The 20,351-nt window shown below is 69.2% G+C and carries 18 protein-coding genes; 13 read left to right on the plus strand and 5 right to left on the minus strand.

Annotated elements, in window-relative coordinates; all coding sequences use genetic code 11:
• Positions 1 to 146: 146 nt before the first annotated feature.
• Positions 147 to 1,649 (minus strand): M48 family metalloprotease, encoded by a 1,503-nt coding sequence (locus DFP85_RS11150; protein ID WP_133636361.1) that lies wholly within the window; start codon positions 1,647 to 1,649, stop codon positions 147 to 149.
• 144 nt (positions 1,650 to 1,793) lie between these two features.
• On the opposite strand from DFP85_RS11150, the gene DFP85_RS11155 reads away from it, so the two are divergent.
• Both DFP85_RS11155 and DFP85_RS11160 read left to right on the plus strand, forming a co-directional pair.
• The gene (locus DFP85_RS11155) at positions 1,794 to 2,042 is read left to right on the plus strand and encodes a sulfurtransferase TusA family protein (RefSeq protein WP_133636362.1); all 249 of its coding nucleotides are present in this window, start codon (positions 1,794 to 1,796) and stop codon (positions 2,040 to 2,042) included.
• Positions 2,039 to 3,139, plus strand: a complete 1,101-nt coding sequence (locus DFP85_RS11160; RefSeq protein ID WP_133636363.1) for an AI-2E family transporter — start codon at positions 2,039 to 2,041, stop codon at positions 3,137 to 3,139. The genes DFP85_RS11155 and DFP85_RS11160 overlap by 4 nt, the downstream gene beginning before the upstream one ends.
• Before the next feature lie 51 nt (positions 3,140 to 3,190).
• On the opposite strand, the gene DFP85_RS11165 is transcribed toward DFP85_RS11160, so the two are convergent.
• Positions 3,191 to 3,664 (minus strand): peroxiredoxin, encoded by a 474-nt coding sequence (locus DFP85_RS11165; RefSeq protein WP_133636364.1) that lies wholly within the window; start codon positions 3,662 to 3,664, stop codon positions 3,191 to 3,193.
• 178 nt (positions 3,665 to 3,842) lie between these two features.
• Here DFP85_RS11165 and dapA point away from each other — a divergent pair, with 178 nt between their 5' ends.
• From dapA to purC, 4 genes are read left to right on the plus strand one after another with little or no spacing between them, the layout of a single operon-like run.
• The gene (gene dapA / locus DFP85_RS11170; RefSeq protein ID WP_133636365.1) at positions 3,843 to 4,727 is read left to right on the plus strand and encodes a 4-hydroxy-tetrahydrodipicolinate synthase; all 885 of its coding nucleotides are present in this window, start codon (positions 3,843 to 3,845) and stop codon (positions 4,725 to 4,727) included.
• Positions 4,728 to 4,774: 47 nt separating this feature from the next.
• Complete coding sequence (locus tag DFP85_RS11175; RefSeq protein WP_243737278.1) at positions 4,775 to 5,743, plus strand: outer membrane protein assembly factor BamC; 969 nt, start codon at positions 4,775 to 4,777, stop codon at positions 5,741 to 5,743.
• On the plus strand, positions 5,743 to 6,537 hold the full coding sequence (locus tag DFP85_RS11180; RefSeq protein WP_133636366.1) for an MBL fold metallo-hydrolase: 795 nt from the start codon (positions 5,743 to 5,745) through the stop codon (positions 6,535 to 6,537). Before DFP85_RS11175 ends, DFP85_RS11180 begins: the two co-directional genes overlap by 1 nt.
• 41 nt (positions 6,538 to 6,578) lie before the next feature.
• Entirely contained in the window at positions 6,579 to 7,292 is a 714-nt protein-coding gene (gene purC / locus DFP85_RS11185) for a phosphoribosylaminoimidazolesuccinocarboxamide synthase (RefSeq protein ID WP_133636367.1), read from the plus strand.
• A 46-nt stretch (positions 7,293 to 7,338) separates the two neighbouring features.
• On the opposite strand, the gene tsaA is transcribed toward purC, so the two are convergent.
• Positions 7,339 to 8,079, minus strand: coding sequence for a tRNA (N6-threonylcarbamoyladenosine(37)-N6)-methyltransferase TrmO (gene tsaA / locus DFP85_RS11190; RefSeq protein ID WP_133636368.1), 741 nt, complete (start codon positions 8,077 to 8,079; stop codon positions 7,339 to 7,341).
• A gap of 93 nt (positions 8,080 to 8,172) precedes the next feature.
• Here tsaA and DFP85_RS11195 point away from each other — a divergent pair, with 93 nt between their 5' ends.
• Complete coding sequence (locus DFP85_RS11195) at positions 8,173 to 8,730, plus strand: GNAT family N-acetyltransferase (RefSeq protein WP_133636369.1); 558 nt, start codon at positions 8,173 to 8,175, stop codon at positions 8,728 to 8,730.
• An 8-nt stretch (positions 8,731 to 8,738) separates the two neighbouring features.
• On the opposite strand, the gene nadC is transcribed toward DFP85_RS11195, so the two are convergent.
• Positions 8,739 to 9,590: a carboxylating nicotinate-nucleotide diphosphorylase gene (gene nadC, locus DFP85_RS11200; protein WP_133636370.1), complete on the minus strand. Its 852-nt coding sequence runs from the start codon at positions 9,588 to 9,590 to the stop codon at positions 8,739 to 8,741.
• A gap of 77 nt (positions 9,591 to 9,667) precedes the next feature.
• On the opposite strand from nadC, the gene ampD reads away from it, so the two are divergent.
• From ampD to DFP85_RS11230, 6 genes are all read left to right on the plus strand, one after another.
• Complete coding sequence (gene ampD / locus DFP85_RS11205) at positions 9,668 to 10,264, plus strand: 1,6-anhydro-N-acetylmuramyl-L-alanine amidase AmpD (protein ID WP_133636371.1); 597 nt, start codon at positions 9,668 to 9,670, stop codon at positions 10,262 to 10,264.
• Positions 10,265 to 10,567: 303 nt separating this feature from the next.
• Entirely contained in the window at positions 10,568 to 13,240 is a 2,673-nt protein-coding gene (gene aceE / locus DFP85_RS11210; protein WP_133636372.1) for a pyruvate dehydrogenase (acetyl-transferring), homodimeric type, read from the plus strand.
• A 76-nt stretch (positions 13,241 to 13,316) separates the two neighbouring features.
• Positions 13,317 to 15,311, plus strand: coding sequence for a pyruvate dehydrogenase complex dihydrolipoyllysine-residue acetyltransferase (aceF, locus tag DFP85_RS11215; RefSeq protein ID WP_133636373.1), 1,995 nt, complete (start codon positions 13,317 to 13,319; stop codon positions 15,309 to 15,311).
• Between the two features lie 237 nt (positions 15,312 to 15,548).
• On the plus strand, positions 15,549 to 16,205 hold the full coding sequence (adk, locus tag DFP85_RS11220) for an adenylate kinase (RefSeq protein ID WP_133636374.1): 657 nt from the start codon (positions 15,549 to 15,551) through the stop codon (positions 16,203 to 16,205).
• A gap of 108 nt (positions 16,206 to 16,313) precedes the next feature.
• Positions 16,314 to 17,018 carry a tRNA (adenosine(37)-N6)-threonylcarbamoyltransferase complex dimerization subunit type 1 TsaB gene (gene tsaB / locus DFP85_RS11225; RefSeq protein WP_133636375.1) on the plus strand — a complete coding sequence of 235 codons (705 nt, stop codon included), beginning with the start codon at positions 16,314 to 16,316 and terminating at the stop codon, positions 17,016 to 17,018.
• Positions 17,015 to 17,773, plus strand: a complete 759-nt coding sequence (locus tag DFP85_RS11230) for a class I SAM-dependent methyltransferase (protein WP_133636376.1) — start codon at positions 17,015 to 17,017, stop codon at positions 17,771 to 17,773. Before tsaB ends, DFP85_RS11230 begins: the two co-directional genes overlap by 4 nt.
• Before the next feature lie 2 nt (positions 17,774 to 17,775).
• Here DFP85_RS11230 and plsB read toward each other — a convergent pair whose 3' ends face one another.
• The gene (plsB, locus tag DFP85_RS11235) at positions 17,776 to 20,226 is read right to left on the minus strand and encodes a glycerol-3-phosphate 1-O-acyltransferase PlsB (RefSeq protein WP_243737279.1); all 2,451 of its coding nucleotides are present in this window, start codon (positions 20,224 to 20,226) and stop codon (positions 17,776 to 17,778) included.
• Between the last annotated feature and the right edge of the window lie 125 nt (positions 20,227 to 20,351).

The following is a 20,351-nucleotide window of genomic DNA, read 5'->3' on the forward strand; positions in this document are numbered from 1 at the left end:
ATAACGTGCGGCTCCATGGGGCCCTGGGCGGAGTCTCCCCCCGGACCTATGAAGCCGCTGCCTGAGAAGGTGTCTACTTTTTCAGGGCCGCATCAGACTTGCAGCTTGCAGCTTGCAGCTTGCAGCTTGCTCCTTGCCCCTTGTAGCTAGAACTTCTCCAGCGTCTCCCGATAGCCGATGAAGTCCTCCCGGCGCCGCTCGATATGGCTGGCGGCAGCGCTGTCGCCCTCTCGCTTGGCGACGTCCTTGGCGACCTCGAGCTGGCGAATGGCTCGGTCGATGCGGCCGGTGAGCTGCAGCTGCTCGGCGCGGGCCAGGTGGCCCCAGGCTTCGCGACCGCTGCGGCCGGCGGCCTCGGCGAGCAGGGTGAACGCCTGCGGGTCCTCGGGGCGGGCGTCGGCCAGCTCACTCAGCACGCGATAGGCCTCGTCGGGGTCGCGCTGCAGCAGCGCCTCGCCCAGCAGTCGGCGCGTCGGCGCGTAGTCCGGCATCAGCCGCAGCTGGCGACGGCTGCGGGAGATGGCCTCGTCGATGCGGCCGGCCTCGAAGGCGACCTGGGCCGCCGAGGCCGGCAGCATCGCCAGGTCGGGCTGTGACCTGGCCAGGTCGTCGAGCGCGTCCAGCGCCCGGTCGGTGCGGCCGGCCCGGCCATCGATCAGCGCGTCCAGGTAGCGCCGGGCCGCCTCCGGCACCTGGTCCTGGGCCAGGCGGGTGCTGGCCTGCTGCGGGTCGCGGTCGTGGATCGTCAGCAGCGCCCTGGCCCTTACCAGCTGATAGTGAAGGTCTCCATCGCGCGGCGCCGTCACCGAGACCTGGTCGGCGCGGGCCTGGGTATCGCTGATGCGTGACTCGGTCACCGGGTGGGTGAGCAGGAACTCCGGGGGATTCCCCCCCTGCAGGCTTACCATGCGCTGCATGGCGCGAAACATCTCCACCATGGCACCCGGCTCATAGCCGGCGTCCGCCATGGCCTGAAGGGCCACGCGGTCGGCCTCCTGCTCGAAGCGCCGCGAGTAGCTCAGCTGGTCCTGGATGAGCGCCGCCTGGGAGCCCATGGCGGCGGCGATACCGGCATCGCCGCCGCCCCCGGCGGCGAGCAGCATGCCGGCGAGCATGGCCGCCATCGCCGGGATCTGGGTCTGCTCGGCGCGAGCCTGGCCGCGGGAATAGTGGCGCTGGGAGAGGTGGCCGAGCTCGTGGGCGACCACCGAGGCCAGCTCGGCCTCGCGTTCGGCGAAGGCGAACAGCCCGGCGTTGACGCCGATCACCCCGCCGGGCACGGCGAAGGCATTCAGCAGGCGGCTCTCCACCAGGGTGACGGCGGTGCGCGCGTCTCCCAGGCCACTGTGGGGCAGCAGGCGGGCGACCAGCGACTCCACGTAGTCCTGGGCGATGGCGTCCTGCCATTCGGGCGCGCGGGCGCGGAACTGGCGCAGCCAGGCGCGGCCCAGCCGGTACTCCTCGCCGCTGATGGCCTGGCTGCCCGCACGAGTCAGGCTGGGTAGCCCGTAGTCGCCTCCGGCATCGATCGTGGGGCTTCGGGTCAGGCCGGGGGCCTCGTAGCGGCCGGGGGACTGGGCCTGGCTCGGCAGGGCAAGCGCCAGGCTCAGGGCGCAGGCGGTGAGGCAGGTTCCGGTTCGACGCAGCATGGCCGTCCTCGTCAAGGGGAGCGCAAGGGGTGGCAGGTACCCAGATGTGACATTGATTCGGCCTGCAAAGTGCCTTTAAATCGCAGGGACTTGCGTGCGGGCCCGTTGCCCGGCACGTCCTATTGTATCTTCCCGGGAGACACCATGGCGCTGCAACCCGATGACCTGCTCGATGCCCGCGGTCTTCCCTGCCCCCTGCCGCTGCTCAAGGCCAAGCAGGCGCTTTCGCGCCTCGCGCCCGGCCAGTTGCTGGAGGTCATGGCCACCGATGCGGGCTCCTGGCGCGACTTCGAGACCTTCGTGGCCCAGAGCGTGCACGAGATGCCGGCCAGGGAGGAGTGCGGTGACGTTTACCACTACTGGATCCGCAAGGGCGGGGAGCCGGCTCCATGACCCTGAGGTCGGTCTTCAGGAGCTGGATCGATCACTACTTCTCGGACGAGGAGGCGGTGATCCTGCTGGTGGTGCTGGTGCTGGGCTTCGCCGTGGTGATCCTGTTCGGACGCATGCTGGCGCCCTTCCTCATCGCCCTGGTGGTGGCCTTCCTGCTGCAGGGGCCGGTGAGCTGGATGGAGCGGCGCAGGATGCCGCGCCTGCTGGCGGTGTTCGTGGTGTTCCTGGCCTTCATCGGGGTGCTGCTGGCGCTGGCCTTCATCCTGATGCCGTTGATCTGGAACCAGCTGGTGGGGCTGGTCCAGGAGGCGCCGCGCATGTTCGCCAGTGGCCAGCAGCTGCTGGATGATCTCCAGGCCCGCTATCCCAACCTGGTTACCCCCGACCAGATGCAGAACTGGATCGACGTGGCCGGCCGCGAGGTGACCCAGCTCGGCCAGCGGGCCCTGACCCTGTCGCTGGCCTCGCTGGGCAACGTCCTGACGCTGATCGTCTACCTGATCCTGGTGCCGATCCTGGTGTTCTTCATGCTCAAGGATCGCGACCGCCTGGTGGGCTTCACCGTCTCGCTGCTGCCCCAGCGGCGCGAGCTGATGACCCGCGTCTGGGAGGAGATGGACGACCAGATCGCCAACTACGTGCGCGGCAAGTTCATCGAGATCATCATCGTCGGCACCGTGGCCTTCTTCACCTTCGCCTACTTCGGGCTCCCCTACACGGCGCTGCTGGCGGTGGTGGTGGGCCTCTCGGTGCTGGTGCCCTATATCGGGGCGGCGGTGACCACCCTGCCGGTGGCGGCGGTGGCCGGCTTCCACTTCGGCCTGACGGACGAGTTCCTCTACGTGCTGGTCGCCTATGGCGTGCTGCAGGCCCTGGACGGCAACGTCCTGTCGCCGATCCTGTTCTCCGAGGCAGTCAACATCCACCCGGTATCGATCATCCTGGCGATCCTCTTCTTCGGCGGGATCTGGGGCTTCTGGGGGGTCTTCTTCGCCATTCCCCTGGCGACCCTGCTCAAGGCGCTGGTCTACGCCTGGCCGCGCGGCATCAAGCAGCGCCACCGGCAGGAGGCGGCCGAGACGCCCGCCGAATCGTGAGCGTCCCGGGGCGTGGGCGATCGTCCGCGCGGATCGACATGAGAGAGGGGGTCAGCCGGCGTGCAAGGCCTGGGCGGCGTCCAGCACCTCCTCGACGTGGCCCTTGACCTTGACGCCGCGCCACTCGCGGGCGAGCTTGCCGTCGGCGTCGATCAGGAAGGTACTGCGCTCGATCCCCAGGTGCTCCTTGCCGTAGAGCTTCTTGAGCTTGATGACGTCGAAGAGCTGGCAGAGTGTCTCGTCCTTGTCGGAGATCAGCGCGAAGTTGAAGCCCTGCTTGGCCTTGAAGTTCTCCTGGGCGCGGATGCCGTCCCGGGAGACGCCGAGGATCACGGTGTTGGCGGCGTCGAAGGCCTCCTTGCGGTCGCGAAAGTCTCCGCCCTCGGTGGTGCACCCAGGGGTGCTGGCCTTGGGGTAGAAGTAGATCACCACCTGTTTCCCCTTCAGCTCGGAGAGGGTGACGGTCGTGTCGCCGGTGGCAGTGGCGGTGAAGTCCGGAACGGGCTCGCCGAGGCTGACGCTCATGGTCGTGCTCCTGTCGTGGGTGAGGGAAGGAGCCCCGATTACACGCAACCCGCGGCGAACTGTAAAGTCGCGGCTGTACAGGCTGTCGAGGCCTGAGTACCATTTGGCCCCTGGCACCGGGGCGTTGCCCGAGGTCCCCGAGACCGCGAATGCAGGCGAATCGAGAGGAATCGAGAGGATGATCACTGGCAGTATCGTCGCGCTGGCGACGCCGATGAAGGTGAACGGCGATATCGACTGGGAGGCCCTGCGCCGACTGGTGCACTTTCATCTCGACAACGGCACCGATGCGATCGTGGCGGCCGGCACCACCGGCGAGCCGACCACCATGTCGTTCGCCGAGCACTTCGATGTCATCCGCACCGTGGTGGAGGAGGTGAACGGGCGCATCCCGGTCATCGCCGGCACCGGCTCCAACAATACCACCGAGGCGGTGGAACTGGCCCGCTACGCCAGCGAGGTCGGGGCAGACTGCTGCCTGACCGTGGCGCCCTACTACAACAAGCCCACCCAGGAAGGGCTCTACCGGCACTTCAAGGCCATCGCCGAGAGCAGCGACCTGCCGGTGATCCTCTACAACGTGCCGGGGCGTACCTGCTCGGACATCTACAACGAGACCGTGCTGCGCCTGGCCGAGGTCGACAAGATCATCGGACTCAAGGACGCCACCGGCAACCTGGAGCGCGCCGAGGACCTGATCGCGCGCCTCAAGGGCAGCGGCTTCATGCTCTATTCCGGGGATGACGCCACCGCCTGCGACTTCATGCTGATGGGCGGCCATGGTGACATCTCGGTGACGGCCAACGTGGCGCCGAAGGCCATGCACGAGCTGTGCAGTGCCGCCGTGTCCGGGGATGCCGACCGGGCCCACCAGATCAACACCCGCCTGATGCCGCTGCACACCAACCTGGGGATCGAGTCCAACCCGATCCCGGTCAAGTGGGCGCTCTACCGCATGGGCCACATCGAGCCCGGCATCCGGCTGCCGCTGACCTGGCTCTCCGAGAAGTATCACTCCACCGTCAGCGAGGCCCTGCAGCTGGCGGGCCTGATCGACGACTGAGCGGTGCCCGGCACCGCACCCTGCACAACTCTAGGCAAGGTGGACGCATGAACTCTGCGCTGAAATGGATGCCGCTGGTGGCGGTGATCGCCCTGGCCACGGCCGGCTGTGCCCGTGATGGCTTCTACCATGATCGCAACCTCGACTACGGCGATGCCGAGGAGAATGCGCCCCTGGTGCTGCCGGAGGGCCGCGATGCCGAGCGCTACCGGGATGCCATGCCCGTCCCCGAGGTGAGTGGTACGCGGCCTGCCGAGGAGGGCGTGGTCGAGGCACCGCTCCCCCAGGCCCTGTCGCCCGGGGGCAGCCTGGAGCGCGGCTATGTCGAGCGCCGCGCGGTCGGCGACGAGCGCTGGCTGGTGGTGGGCGCCGAACCGGCAACGGTCTGGCCGGAGCTCGAGCGCTTCGTGCTCAGCCGCGACCTGACCGTCACCGCCAGCGATTCCCGCCGTGGCATCCTGGAAACCGACCAGGCCAGGTTCAGTGTCCGCCCGGCGCTGCGCAGCGGCGACAGCGAGATTCGCTGCGAGCAGGGTGGGACCACCCAGGCCGCCTGCCTGACGGCGCTGGAACGCCACTTCGAGGCACGCAGCATGTCGCCGAGCGCCGCCTCGCTGGCCGCCCAGCGGCCCGACGCCCAGAATCGCGCCAGGTTCGAGCAGCGTGGTGACGACTGGCAGGTGATCCTGCCCTTCGCGGCGGACCGTCTGTGGGCCGAACTCAGCCACCAGCTGGAACGCGACTTCGCGGTCGAGGGGCGTCGCGAGCTGCTCGAGCGCGACCCCGCGTCGCGCAGCTTCCTGGTGGGATACCTGACCCGGAGCGAGCGGGAGCGGGGCCTGTTGCGCTCGCTTGCGACCCTCAATCTGGGCGAGTCGACCCGGCAGGTGCGCCTGGTGCTGGAGCCCCGTGGACCCGAGGAGACCGTGCTCAGGGCTCAGGGTGCCGGCGAGGAAGCGCTCTCCACCGAGGACCAGCGCGAGCTGCTCGAGCGGGTGGCGGGCCTGCTGCGCTGATGAGCGGTACGGTGCCGGGTGGGCGCGGGCGCCTCTCCTTCGCCTCCCTGGGCAGCGGCAGCAAGGGCAACGCCACCCTGGTCAGCGACGGCGAGACGCACCTGCTGGTCGACTGCGGTTTCACCCTGCGCGAGACCGAGCGCCGCCTGGCCCGGCTGGGTCTGCATCCCCGCCAGCTCGATGCGCTGCTGGTGACCCACGAGCATGGCGACCACGTGCGGGGCGTCGGCCCCCTGGCCCGCCGCCACGGACTGCCGGTCTACCTGACGCCGGGGACCTGGCTGTCGGGTCGGCTCGGCGAGCTGCCGCACCGTCACTGGATCACCCCCCAGGCCCGGTTCGCGGTCAAGGGGCTGACCATCGACCCGGTCACCGTGCCCCATGACGCCCGGGAGCCGGTGCAGTTTCGCATCGACGCCGGCGAACGACGCCTCGGCCTGCTCACCGACCTGGGGCATCCCAGCGCGCATGTGGTCGAGGCCTTCACCGGCTGCGACGGCCTGGTGCTGGAGTGCAACCACGACCCGCGGATGCTCGCCGAGGGGCCCTATCCCGCCAGCCTCAAGCGACGCGTCGGCGGTGACTGGGGGCACCTGGCCAACGGCCAGGCGGCCTGGCTGCTGGCCCGGCTGGGGCTCGACCGCCTGCAGCGCATCGTCTGCTCCCATCTCTCCGAACACAACAACCGCCCCGAGCTGGCCCTGGAGGCCCTGGTGCCGCTGCTCGACGGCGACGAATCCCGGCTGAGGATCGCCGCCCAGGACGCTGGCCTGGCCTGGCAGACCCTCGGCTGAACGACCATCCTGATCCGTATCCGCGCCTCTGGAGGCTCCCCATGGAAAAGCGTCAAGAACTCTATGCCGGCAAGGCCAAGTCGGTCCATGCCACCGATGACCCCGATCGCCTGATCCTGACCTTCCGCGACGACACCAGCGCCTTCGACGGCGAGCGCATGGAATCGCTGGCCCGCAAGGGCATGGTCAACAACCGCTTCAATGCCTTCATCATGGAGAAGCTGCAGGCGGCGGGCATCCCCACCCATTTCGACCGCCGCCTCTCGGACACCGAGAGCCTGGTCAAGAACCTCGAGATGATCCCGGTCGAGTGCGTGGTGCGCAACATCGCCGCCGGCGGCCTGGTCAAGCGCCTTGGCGTGGAGGAGGGCCAGGCGCTCGACCCGCCCACCTTCGAGCTGTTCCTCAAGAACGATGCCCTGCACGACCCCATGATCAACGAGTCGCTGGCCGAGACCTTCGGCTGGGCGACCCCCGAGCAGCTGGCCGAGATGAAGACGCTCACCTTCCGCGTCAACGAGGTGCTCAAGGCGCTGTTCGCCGAGGGGGGCCTGCTGCTGGTGGACTACAAGCTGGAGTTCGGCCTGTTCAAGGGCGAGATCGTGCTGGGCGACGAGTTCTCCCCGGACGGCTGCCGCCTGTGGGACGCCAAGACCCGCGAGAAGCTCGACAAGGACCGCTTCCGCCAGGGGCTGGGCGGGGTGATCGAGGCCTACGAGGAGGTGGGCAAACGGATCGGCATCGACTTCGACTGATTGATGCTGCCCCTGTGATGCGAGAAGGGCCCCGCGGGGCCCTTCGTCATGTCCGGCCTTCGGACGAGAGGACCTCGACCACCCTCAGGGTCGTGGGGCCGGTCTGTTCCTGCAGTGCCCGGAAGCGCACGTCCACGTCGCGCAGCCGCACCCCGTAGATCCGTGTCTCGGCGCCGTGGCGGTAGGCGGGGCGCGGGTCCTGGGCCAGCACCTGGAGGATCAGTTCTCGCAGCGAGTCACCGTCGGGGCGCCGGGCCAGCACCGCCTCCGCCTCGGACGAGAGGCTGACCGCCAGGGTCGGCGGCGCCTCGGGGGCGAAGCCGGCGCGGGCCTCGGGACGGGACTCCGCCCAGGGCAGGTAGGGCTTGATGTCGAGCACCGGAGTGCCGTCGACCAGGTCGGCGCCGCGAAGCCGCAGGCGCACGCCGTGTGAGGCGTCGATCTCGACCAGCTCCACCAGCGACAGCCCCAGGCGGTTGGGCCGATGGGTGCTGCGGCTGGCGAAGACCCCCACCTTGGCGTTGCCGCCCAGGCGCGGCGGGCGCACCAGCGGCGCCCAGCGTTCGGGACTCTGGTGGAAGACGAAGGTCAGCCAGAGGTGGCTGAAGGCCGTGAGGCCTCTCACCGCCAGCGGGTCGTCGAAGGGCGGGACCAGCACCAGGGACGCCCGGGCCGCCGTTGCCAGGCCCGGCTGGCGCGGGATGCCGAACTTGTCCGGGAAGTCGCTCTCGATGATGCCGATGGGCGTCAGCTGGAAGGCATCGGGTGGGGTGGGACGGTCGTTCATGGCATATCCTGAGAGTGACCACCCGCAGGGCTTGGCCCCGCGGCGTGGCTTGGGTAGTCTGCTGGGCCGGTCATCATTTCAGGAAGGTCTCACATGCGTCTTGCCGATATCGACACCGGCCCCGCGCCGGCCGAGCCGCCGCCCGCCGGGCGCCGCCGTGGGCCGCGAATCGTCTATCGCACGGCCCGCGCCCGGGACGCCGCGGACCAGGCCGAGGTCTTCCACCACGCCGTGATGCAGGGCGCGGCGGGTCACTATTCGCTGGTCGAGCGCGAGGCCTGGGCGACAGCGCTGCCCCGGGATGGCAGTGCCTGGGCGGCCCGCCAGGCGCTCTACACCACCCTGGTCGCTGACTGCGAGGGCCGCTGCGTGGGCTTCCTGGAACTGGACATGCCCCGCGGGCGGATCGAGACCCTCTATGTCTGGCCGTCGCTCGGACGGCGCGGGATCGGCTCGACCCTGCTGGTGCATGCCGAGCGCCTGCTCCTCGAGCAGGGCGTGACTCGGGCCGCCATCGAGGCCAGCGCCATGCTGGTCGAGGGTCTGGTGCACCGTGGCTGGCAGCGGCTTGGCGACGACTGGGTCGAGCGCGGCGGCGAGCGGCTCTACCGCCAGCGGCTCGAGAAGCGGCTGGTCGCCGTCGAGACCTGAGGGGGCCCTCAGGCCTGCTGCTCTACGATCCGCATTGACAGGTCGATGGCCCTGACATCCTTGGTCAGGGCGCCGCTGGAGATGCAGTCCACGCCGGTCTCGGCGATGGCACGCAGGGTGCCCTCGTCGACGTTGCCTGAGGCCTCCAGGGTGGCGCGCCCGGCGGTGCGACGCACCGCCTCGCGCATGTCGTCGAGGCTGAAGTTGTCGAGCATGATCACGTCGGCCCCGGCGGCGAGCGCCAGGTCCAGCTCCTCGAAGGTTTCCACCTCCACCTCCACCGGCAGGTCGCGGGCGATGTCGCGGGCCTCTTTCACCGCCGCCTCGATGCCGCCGCAGGCCGCGATGTGGTTCTCCTTGATCAGGAAGGCGTCGTAGAGCCCAATACGGTGGTTGTGACCGCCGCCGCAGGTCACCGCGTACTTCTGGGCGAGCCTCAGCCCGGGCAGGGTCTTGCGGGTGTCCAGCATGCGCACGCCGGTCCCCTCGAGCAGGTCCACGTAGTGGCGGGTGCGGGTCGCCGTGGCGGAGAGCGTCTGCAGCAGGTTGAGCGCGGCCCGCTCCCCGGTAAGCAGGCTGCGCGCCGGCCCCTCCAGCTCGAGGAAGGCCTGACCGGGCGAAAGGTGGTCGCCGTCGGCGGCCTGCCAGTGCAGGGCGACCCGGGCATCGAGGCGCCGGAACAGCTCGTCGACCCAGGCCACGCCACACAGCACCGCCGCCTCGCGGGTGATCACCCGGGCCCGGGCCATCTGCTTCTCGGGCACCAGCTGGGCGGTGATGTCACCGGGGCCGACGTCCTCGGCCAGCAGCCGGGCGGCACTGTCACGGATCTCTTCGGCAAGGGCGTCCTGATAATGCATGTCGGGTCCATCTCTGTGCGGGGAAGCTTGAGGCGGTCATTATAGGGAAACCCATGCATCGACGTCAGGGAAAAACCATGCGCATCGACGACGGCTGGCTGCCAGGCGCCCGGCACCTTCCCTCGCCCAACCAGGACGCCCGCCCGTCCGGGGAGGTCTCGCTGCTGCTGCTGCACGCCATCAGCCTGCCGCCCGGGGTCTTCGGGGGCGAGCATATCGAGCGGCTCTTCACCAACCGGCTCGACCCCGAGGCACACCCCTTCTTCGCGACCATCGCCGGGCTGCGCGTCTCGGCCCACCTGCTGATCCGCCGCGACGGGGAGTGCGTGCAGTTCGTGCCCTTCCAGGCGCGAGCCTGGCATGCCGGCCGCTCGCGATGGCGGGACGGCGGGCGCGAGCGGCGGGCGCTGAACGACTTCGCCGTGGGCATCGAGCTGGAGGGAGACGAGGTGAGCCCCTACAGCGGTGCCCAGTACCGGGCCCTCGCGGCCGTCACCCTTGCCCTGCTGGCGGCCTACCCGGCCCTCGACGAGACGCGCATCACCAGCCATGCCCGGGTGGCGCCGCTGCGCAAGAGCGACCCGGGGCCCGCCTTCGACTGGGCCTACTTTCGCCAGGAAGTGGAAAGAATACGTTTCCGAGGGTGCCCGGGAAGCCTTGCCGATCACGCCTGAATGGCACGCTTGCTTCATACGGTAGTTTAGCTACAACTTCCTGAGCGGGCCCGGATTCGACGCCGTGGGGTCACGTAATCCCCTGTGTTGCGGTGCAATACAGATTATGTGAAAACTATTTCCATTCTATCTTGAATTGGCAGGGCCCGGCGTTTACGGTATCTTCGCGCCAACGGCAGTCGCACATCACACCACCTTGTAAAACAACTACAGGCCTGACGCGTTCGGTCTGCACGTCCGAACATGAGCGCCACTCGCCCCTCTGCGGGGCTGTAGTCCCCACCGTCATTCGGAGAGACGTCTATGAGTCTGGAATCAAGAGAAGATCTCGATCCGGTCGAAACCACGGAATGGCTGGATTCCCTGGAGTCGGTCCTGGATCGCGAGGGCGAGGATCGTGCCCGGTACCTGATGACGCGCCTGGCCGACCGCGTGCGTCGCGATGGCATGCAGGTGCCCTTCTCGGTGACCACCCCGCATCGCAACACCATTCCGGTGCACCGCGAGGCGCCGATGCCGGGTGATCTCTTCATGGAGCGTCGCATCCGTTCGCTGATCCGCTACAACGCCATCGCCCAGGTGATCCGCAACAATCGCGCGAACCCGGGGCTGGGTGGTCATATCGCCAGTTTCATGTCGGCGGCGACCCTCTATGACGTGGGCTTCAACCACTTCTTCCGCGCCCCCAACGGCGACTTCGAGGGCGACCTGGTCTACATCCAGGGCCATGTGGCGCCGGGCGTCTATGCCCGTGCCTACCTGGAAGGGCGTCTCACCGAGGACCAGATGGACAAGTACCGTCAGGAGGTGGATGGCGACGGTCTCTCGTCCTATCCGCACCCCTGGCTGATGCCGGACTTCTGGCAGTTCCCCACGGTGTCCATGGGCCTTGGCCCCATCCAGGCCATCTACCAGGCCCACGTGATGAAGTACCTGGATTCCCGTGAGCTCAAGGACATGCACGATCGCAAGATCTGGTGCTTCATGGGCGACGGCGAGTGCGACGAGCCGGAATCCCTGGGGGCCATCCACCTGGCCAGCCGCGAGAAGCTCGACAACCTGATCTTCGTCGTCAACTGCAACCTGCAGCGCCTGGACGGCCCGGTGCGCGGCAACTCGCGCATCATGGACGAGCTCGAGGGCGTGTTCCGCGGCGCCGGCTGGAACGTCCTCAAGGTCGTCTGGGGCCGCCTCTGGGACCCGCTCTTCGAGAAGGACAAGAAGGGCATCCTGCAGAAGCGCATGGACGAGGCGGTCGACGGCGAGTACCAGAACTACAAGGCCAACGGCGGCGCCTATACCAAGGAGCACTTCTTCGGCAAGTACCCGGAAACCGCCGAGATGGTCAAGGACATGTCCGACGAGGACGTCTGGAAGCTCAACCGCGGCGGCCATGATCCCTTCAAGGTGTACGCGGCCTACCACGAGGCGACCCAGAACGCCAACGGCCGGCCCACCGTGATCCTGGCGCACACCGTCAAGGGCTACGGCATGGGCGGCGGCGACGGCGAGGCCGCCAACGAGGCCCACCAGGTCAAGACCATGGAGTACGAGGCGCTGCGCACCTTCCGCGACCGCTTCGGCATCCCGCTCACCGACGAGCAGCTCAAGGAAGTTCCCTACTACAAGCCGGAAGACGATACGCCGGAGATGAAGTACATGCATCTCCAGCGCGAGCGCCTGGGTGGCTACCTGCCGGCGCGCCGCAATGACTTCGAGGCGCTGCCGATCCCGGCCCTCGAGGACAAGACCTTCGCCTCGCAGACCGGCGGCTCCAAGGGGCGCGAGGTCTCCACCACCATGGCCTTCGTGCGCATCCTCAACGGCCTGGTCAAGGACAAGAAGATCGGCGAGCGCGTGGTGCCGATCATTCCCGACGAGGCCCGCACCTTCGGCATGGAGGGCATGTTCCGCCAGCTCGGCATCTACACCTCCGAGGGGCAGAAGTACGAGCCGGTGGACAAGGGGCAGATCATGTTCTATCGCGAGGATCAGAAGGGCCAGATCCTCGAGGAGGGCATCACCGAGGCCGGCGCCATGTCGGCGTGGATCGCCGCCGCGACCTCCTACTCGAACAACGCCACGACGCTGCTGCCGTTCTACGTCTACTACTCGATGTTCGGCTTCCAGCGCATCGGCGACCTGGCCTGGGCGGCCGGCGACATGCAGGCCCGCGGCTTCCTGGTCGGTGGCACCGCCGGGCGCACCACCCTCAACGGCGAGGGGCTGCAGCACCAGGATGGCCACAGCCACCTGCAGGCCTCGATGATTCCCAATTGCCGCAGCTACGATCCCACCTATGCCCACGAGGTGGCGGTGATCGTCCAGGACGGCCTGAAGCGCATGTTCACCGACAAGGAGAACTGCTTCTACTACCTGACGGTGATGAACGAGAACTACGAGCACCCGGCCCTCGACGAGGTACCCGCCGACGACATCATCAAGGGCATGTACCTGCTGCGCGAGACGCAGGGCGACAAGGGCCGCGTGCAGCTGCTGGGTTGCGGCACCATCCTGCGCGAGGTCGAGGCCGCCGCCGAGATGCTCGCCGAGGAGTGGGGCGTGGGCGCCGACATCTGGAGCGTCACCAGCTTCAACGAGCTGCGTCGCGAGGCCCTGGAGATCGACCGCCAGGCCTTCATCAACCCCGAGGCCGAGCCGGGCAAGCCCCACGTCACCGCCTGCCTGGAAGGCCGCAAGGGTCCGGCGATCGCCTCCACCGACTACATGAAGCTGTTCGCCGACCAGGTCCGCGCCTGGGTGCCGACCGACTACCATGTACTGGGGACCGACGGCTTCGGTCGCTCCGATACCCGCGAGAAGCTGCGTGCCTTCTTCGAGGTCGACCGCCGCTTCGTGACCGTGGCCGCGCTCAAGGCGCTGGCCGACCGTGGCGAGCTGGATCGCAAGGTCGTCGGCGAGGCGCTCAAGAAGTACGGCATCGACCCGGCCAAGCCCAACCCGCTTGAGGTGTGAGGCGCCGACCGACTGATCCGGTGGCATGGCGGGCCCGCGGGGCCCGCCCCCGTCAAGAGTTTGAAGGAGCGCGACCTTGAGTAGCGAAATCATCAAAGTTCCGGACATCGGTGGCGATACCGATGTGGAAATCATCGAGATCGCGGTGGCCGAGGGCGACGTCATCGCCCCCGAGGACACCCTGATCACGCTGGAGTCCGACAAGGCCAGCATGGACGTGCCGGCGCCGAAGGGCGGCAAGGTGCTGAAGGTGCTGGTCAAGGAGGGCGACACCGTCTCCGAGGGCGACGACATCGTCGAGATCGAGGTCGAGGGCAGCGGCGAGGCCGAGGAGAAGCGCGAGGCCTCCGAGGCGCAGCAGGAACCCGAGTCGGCGCCCGAACCGGCCCCGGAGAAGCCCGCCGTCAGTAGCGGGGGCGGCGGCAAGCGCACCGTGGAGGTCAAGGTCCCCGACCTGGGTGGCTCCGCGGATGTGGAGATCATCGAGGTGGCGGTGGCCGAGGGCGACGAGGTGGCCGCCGAGGATACGCTGATCACCCTGGAGTCCGACAAGGCCTCCATGGACGTGCCGAGCCCCCATGCCGGCAAGCTGGTCTCGCTCACCGTCAAGGAGGGGGACACCGTCTCCGAGGGCGACGTCATCGGCACCATGGAGATCGGGGACGAGGGGAGCGGCGAGCCCGAGCCCGCCGCCGAGTCGGCGCCCGAGCCGGCCGCGAGCGCCCCGCAGGCGTCGGCCCCGGCCGAGGAGGAGGGTGCCGGCAGTGGCGAGCCGGAGCGCAAGGAGGTCCGCGTCCCTGACCTCTCCGGCTCCGCCGACGTGCCGATCATCGAGATTGCCGCCAGCGTCGGTGACGAGGTCGACGAGGAGGACCCTCTGATCACCCTGGAGTCCGACAAGGCCTCCATGGACGTGCCCAGCCCCTACAAGGGCAAGCTGCTCGAGCTGACCGTGAAGGAGGGGGATACCGTCTCCGAGGGCGACCTGATCGGCTACATCGAGGTGGCTGGCAGCAAGCCCGCCGCCCAGCCGGCGGCGAAGCAGCCCGAGCAGAAGGCGGCGCCGAAGGCCGAGGCACCGACGGAAACGCCCGCCGGCTCGCCGAGCCCCGAGGCCCAGATGGCGGCCCACAAGCCCCGTGACGGCAAGCTGGTGCATGCCGGCCCGGCGGTGCGCATGCTGGCCCGTGAGCTGGGCGTCGACCTGGGGCTGGTCAGGCCCAGCGGCCCCAAGGAGCGCGTCCTCAAGGAGGACGTCCACGCCTACGTCAAGCAGGTGATGGACGGCAAGGCCAGCACACCCGCGGCAGCGGCTCCGCCGGCGGCAGCCGGGGGCGGCATCCCGCCGATCCCGGACCAGGACTTCAGCCAGTTCGGCGAGGTGGAAGAGAAGCCCATGGGGCGCCTGATGAAGATGGGCGCCACCAACCTGCACCGCAGCTGGGTCAACCTGCCCCACGTCACCCAGTTCGACGAGGCGGACATCAGCGAGCTGGAGGCCTTCCGCAAGTCGATGAAGGCCGAGGCCGAGGCCCAGGGCGCCAAGCTCACGCCGCTGCCCTTCCTGATCAAGGCCTGCGCCTTCGCGCTGCAGAAGTTCCCGCAGTTCAATGTCAGCCTGAAGAGCGACGGCGAGACGGTGGTGCACAAGAAGTACGTGCATATCGGCGTCGCCGTGGACACCCCGGACGGCCTGATGGTGCCGGTGATCCGCGATGCCGACCGCAAGTCGCTGATCGAGCTGGCCAAGGAGTCCGTGGAGCTGGCCAAGAAGGCGCAGTCGAAGAAGCTCAAGCGCGAGGAGATGACCGGTGGCTGCTTCACCATCTCCAGCCTGGGCTCCATCGGCGGCACCGCCTTCACGCCGATCGTCAACGCCCCGGAGGTGGCCATCCTCGGCATCTCCAAGGCCTCGATGAAGCCGGTGTGGGATGGCCAGGCCTTCCAGCCGCGGTTGATGATGCCGCTGTGTCTCTCCTATGACCACCGGGCGGTCAACGGCGCCGATGCGGCGCGCTTCACCGCCTTCCTGGGCCAGGTGCTGACGGATATCCGTCGCCTGCTGCTGTAGGGCTGCCATCCTGCCTGGTACGACGGCGCCGCAAGGCGCCGTCGTCCGTTATGGCGGGCTCGACCCCCGGGGCAGACCAAAGTGCTATTTGGCTGCCACAAGGTTGATACGCCGACCTTTTTTCCGCTTTTGGCGGCCTGTCGGCGGTCACTTCGCTTGTCTGGGCCTGACGGCACGGTTATCGTTCGGGTCTTTCCTTTCCCCGTGTACGAGATTCACACTTCAAGGAGCAGTCAGATGCGTTTGATCCTGTTGGGCGCCCCCGGTGCCGGCAAGGGCACCCAGGCCCAGTTCATCTGCGAGCGGTTCAATATCCCGCAGATCTCCACCGGCGACATGCTGCGCGCCGCGGTGAAGGCGGGCAGCGAACTGGGGCTCAAGGTCAAGGAGATCATGAACAGCGGCGGCCTGGTGTCCGACGACATCATCATCGCCCTGGTCAAGGAGCGCATCAGCCAGCCCGACTGCGCCAACGGCTTCCTGTTCGACGGCTTCCCGCGCACCATCCCCCAGGCTCAGGCCATGAAGGATGCCGAGGTGAAGATCGATCATGTGCTGGAGATCGCCGTGGACGACGAGGAGATCGTCAAGCGCCTGGCGGGTCGCCGCGTGCATCCGGGCTCCGGCCGTGTCTATCACCTCGAGTACCAGCCGCCGAAGGAAGAGGGCAAGGACGACGTCACCGGCGAGTCGCTGATCCAGCGTGACGACGACCGCGAGTCCACCGTGCGCAACCGCCTGGCGGTCTACCACGAGCAGACCGCGCCGCTGGTCGACTACTACCGGCAGTGGGCCAAGGAGGACCCCGAGGCGGCGCCGGAATACCATCGCGTCGAAGGGGTGGGCAGCATCGACGACATCACCGCTCAGGTGATCGAGGCGCTGGAAGGCTGAGCCCCACGCTACACCGCCCCTTGACGAAGGCCCGCCATGCGCGGGCCTTCGTCGTTGGCGATGGCGCGCGTATAATGCCCCGACATTTTCCGCCGCGACCTCTTGCCCATGCCGATCCTGCTGGCCCTGGATGCCTCCTCGAGCGCCTGTTCCGCCGCCCTGCTGCGCCGCCGTGAAGGCCTCGACGACGAACTGATCTCTCGCTTCGCCCTGACCCCGAGGGAGCACACCCGGCGGCTGCTGCCGATGGTCGACGAGGTGCTCGCCGAGGCCGGCCTGCCGGCCTCGGCGCTGGATGCCGTGGCCTATGGCAGGGGGCCGGGCTCCTTCACCGGCCTGCGCATCGCCGCGGGGGTCGCCCAGGGGCTCGCCTTCGGCCTCGACCGGCCGCTGGTCGGTGTCTCGACCCTCGAGGCGCTGGCGCTGGGCGCCCATCGTCGCCACCACTACCGCTGGCTGATCACCGCCCTGGATGCCCGCATGGGCGAGATCTACGTGGCGGCCTGGCAGTGCCGCGATGGTGCGCCCGTAGCGCTGACCGAGGAGGCGGTGATGCCGCCGGCGCGGCTGCGCCTGCCTGTCGGCCATGACGACCACGACTGGGTCGGCATCGGCACCGGCTGGCGCCTGTGGGACCAGATGCCTGCCGAGGTGCAGGCCGGCATGGGGCTCTGCCTGGCCGAGCCGGAGGCCGATGCCGCCGACATGGCCCTGCTGGCACTCCGCGACTTCGTGGCCGGCGAGGGCCGGCCACCCCACGAGGTGCAGCCGGTCTACCTGCGCGACCGGGTCGCCTGGCAGAAGGGCCGATGAGGCCTGCCGTGCCGGTGGGGGTGGCGGACCCGGCCCTCGCCGCGCGCCTCGGCCTGCCCCGGGCCGGGGAGGGCGAGGCCGAGCTGCTGCTGGTCCACCAGGGCGACCGCCTGGTGCTGGCCGGTGATCCGAAGCGCTATGGCCATCCGCTGGCGGTGGACTTCGTCGCCGGTCGCGCCGCCCATCGCCGCCGCTTCGGCGGCGGGCGTGGCCAGCTGGTGGCCCGCGCCTGCGGCCTGGCCAGGGGCGTCACGCCCTCGGTGGTGGATGCCACCGCGGGGCTGGGGCGCGACGCCTTCGTGCTGGCAAGCCTGGGGGCCGAGGTGCTGCTGGTCGAGCGGGTCGCGGTGATCCTGGCGCTGCTGGAGGACGGCCTGGCGCGGGCGCGGCGCGATCCCGAGATCGGCGAGATCGCCGCGCGCATGGCGCTGGTCCACGGCGACGCGACCCATGGGCTGGAGGCGCTGGTGGCGAGCGGCCCCGTGGTGCCCCAGGTGATCCACCTGGACCCCATGTTCCCCCACCGCGACAAGTCCGCGCTGGTCAAGAAGGAGATGCGGCTCTTCCGCACCCTGGCCGGCGATGACCCGGATGCCCCGCGGCTGCTGGAGGCGGCACTGGACGTGGCGACCCATCGGGTGGTGGTCAAGCGGCCGCGCAAGGCGCCGCCCATCGAGGGGCCCTCGCCGCGCCACGTCATCGAGGACAGGACCAGTCGCTACGACCTCTACGTCCACCGCCGCCTGGAGGCCTGAACTCAGCCCGCTTCCGGGCGACTGATCAGCTGCAGCCGGTGGCGCAGTGCCGGGTCGAACAGCGCCCGGCTCCGCTGGGCCGCCTCGCGCAGGCGGTCATCGAACACCAGGCGGCCGTTCTCGGCGTGAAGCCATCCCTGCGCCTCCAGGCTCTCCACCAGGCCGGAGAACAGCCGGGTATCGAAGAATTCCGGTGCATCCAGCCCCGAAAGCAGGGCCAGCCGCTCGGCGAGCTCGCGGCTGCGCGCGGTCAGCTCGTCGGCCGTGAAGTGCCCCGAGGCCTCGCTCAACAGCACCGACAGCAGCAGGTAGCCGCGCTCGAGCGACGGCTGCATCAGCCCCCCGAGCATGCCCAGCTGCTCCCCGGCTTCCAGGGACTCCCGGGGCCGTCGCCAGCGCCCGCCCTCGGCTTCCAGCAGCCCCGCCTCGACCAGTGCCGCGAGCATATCGGCCAGGTCCTCGCGCAGCGAGGCCGGGGAGTCGATCATCAGCTCGCGGGTGAGGATCGGCCAGCCGGGGGCGAGCAGGGCCACCAGGCCATCCAGGTTATGGCAGGCCTGGTGGCGGAACGCGAAGGCGGTGAGCCCGGCGAGGGCGAAGAGGTGCAGCACGTTGTTGCGGTACCAGCCCAGCAGGCCGGCCTGGCGGCCGTCGGCGACGATGATGTCGCCCAGCGGGTGCGGGCGGCGCTTGACCATCCCCAGGGCGAGGACCCGCTCGAGCCAGGCGTCGGGGGTGCCCTCCGGCAGGCTGACATGTCTGCCGCCCGGGAGACGTCGCTGGAGGGTCACCAGCAGCACCAGCTGGCGCTTGAGCAGGCTGGCCTCGATGGCATGGTGGGGGGTGGCCAGTAGCACCAGGGCCACCAGGTTGACCGGGTTGAGGGCCGCGGCCGCGTTGATGCGCCGCGAGAGGATCTCGCCGAGGCGGGGCACGGCCCGGGCGAGCCAGGGCGGTCGCGGGTCGTCGAGTCGTCGCCAGCCGGGCACCTCGGCGTCGAGGAAGGCCGGGAGCGACAGGGGCTCGCCGATGTTCACGGTGACCTGCCCGAAGGGCTGGCGCAGCCGGCCGAGCACCCGCAGCAGGCCCCAGGGGCTCTCCTTGCGCTTCCTGCCGCCGTGCAGCTCGCGCTGGTAGCTGCCGCTCTCGAGGATCCGCTCGTAGCCGATGTAGATCGGCACGAACACCAGCGGCTGGCCGCCGCCGCGTGCGCCGCGCAGGTAGGAGCGCAGGGTCATCGAGAGCATGCCGGGCCGGGCGGGCAGCATGCGGCCACTGCGCGAACGTCCTCCCTCGATGAAGTACTCCAGCGGGTGGCCGCGGGCGATCAGGCGGTGCAGGTACTCGTTGAACACGGTGGCATAGAGGCGGTTGTCGCGGAAGCTGCGCCGCATGAAGAAGGCCCCGCCGCGTCGCAGCAGCGGGCCGATCAGCGGCATGTCGAGGTTGCGTCCGGCGGCGATGTGCGGGGGCATCAGGCCGTCGCGGTAGAGCACGTAGGAGAGCAGCAGGTAGTCGATGTGGCTGCGATGGCAGGGGACGTAGACCAGGGTATGGTCGCCGGCGATGGCCTTGACCCGCTCCAGGCCGTGCACCGCCACGCCGTCGTAGAGGCGGTTCCAGAGACGCCTCAGCAGGCCGTCCATGAAGCGCAGCACCGGGTAGGTCATGTTGGAGGCGATCTCGCGGCCATAGCGGCGGGCCCGGCCCTCGAGTCGCGGCACCGAGCGCTGCTCCGCGGTTGCCACCTCGCGGATGACGCGTCGCACCTCGGGACTCGCGACGATCCCCTCGATCAGGATGCGCCGATGGGAGAGGTCCGGCCCCAGCACCCGGGTGCGCAGGCGGCGAAAGTGCACCCGCAGCAGCCTCGCCACCTTGCGATTGGTGAGCTCGGCCTCGCGCGCGTCGAGCAGTTCGGAGAGCCTGAGCGGTGTGCCGAGATGGACCTCCACGTTCTTGCCGTTGACCACCACCGACAGCAGGCGGCGCAGCCGCCCGGTGAACTGCCAGCTGTCCGCGGCGAGCAGCTGCCAGACACCGAAGCGCTTGCCCGGGGCGCGCCCCCAGAAGATGCTCACCGGCACCAGCTGGACGTCACGGCCGGGATCACGCTGGCACTGCTCGATCAGCGACAGGAAGGGGGCCGCCGGTCGCCGCTTGGGGCGCCACAGGCGGCGGCTCGGGGCGGGCAGCGCCGTGCTGGCGGGCAGGGTGATCGCGCCGATGGTGCGCCGGCCGCTGGCCGGCGGCAGGCCATGGGTGCGGGTCAGCGAGGCCAGCAGCAGGGTATCGGAGAGCGCCGGGTGTGGCAGCACATAGAGGGTCGGGAGCGTCGGCTCGAGGGAAAGCGTCTCGGGCTCGGGCTCGATCAGCCGGATCCGGGCCCAGCGGGCCATCAGTCCCTCGAGGGGCGCGCGCAGCGCGCCGGCCAGCATGCGTGCAAGGCCCATCCTGTCGCCTGTGCCCGGGGGTGAGCCGTCAGTATAGCGGCCCGTCTCCCGGCGGTCAGGGGGCCGGGCTTTTCCCGGGCCGGTAAACATGCGTCAATGCTGTAACGGCATGTGACAGGGACGGT

Source organism: Halomonas ventosae, assembly GCF_004363555.1.
Lineage (GTDB): Bacteria > Pseudomonadota > Gammaproteobacteria > Pseudomonadales > Halomonadaceae > Halomonas > Halomonas ventosae.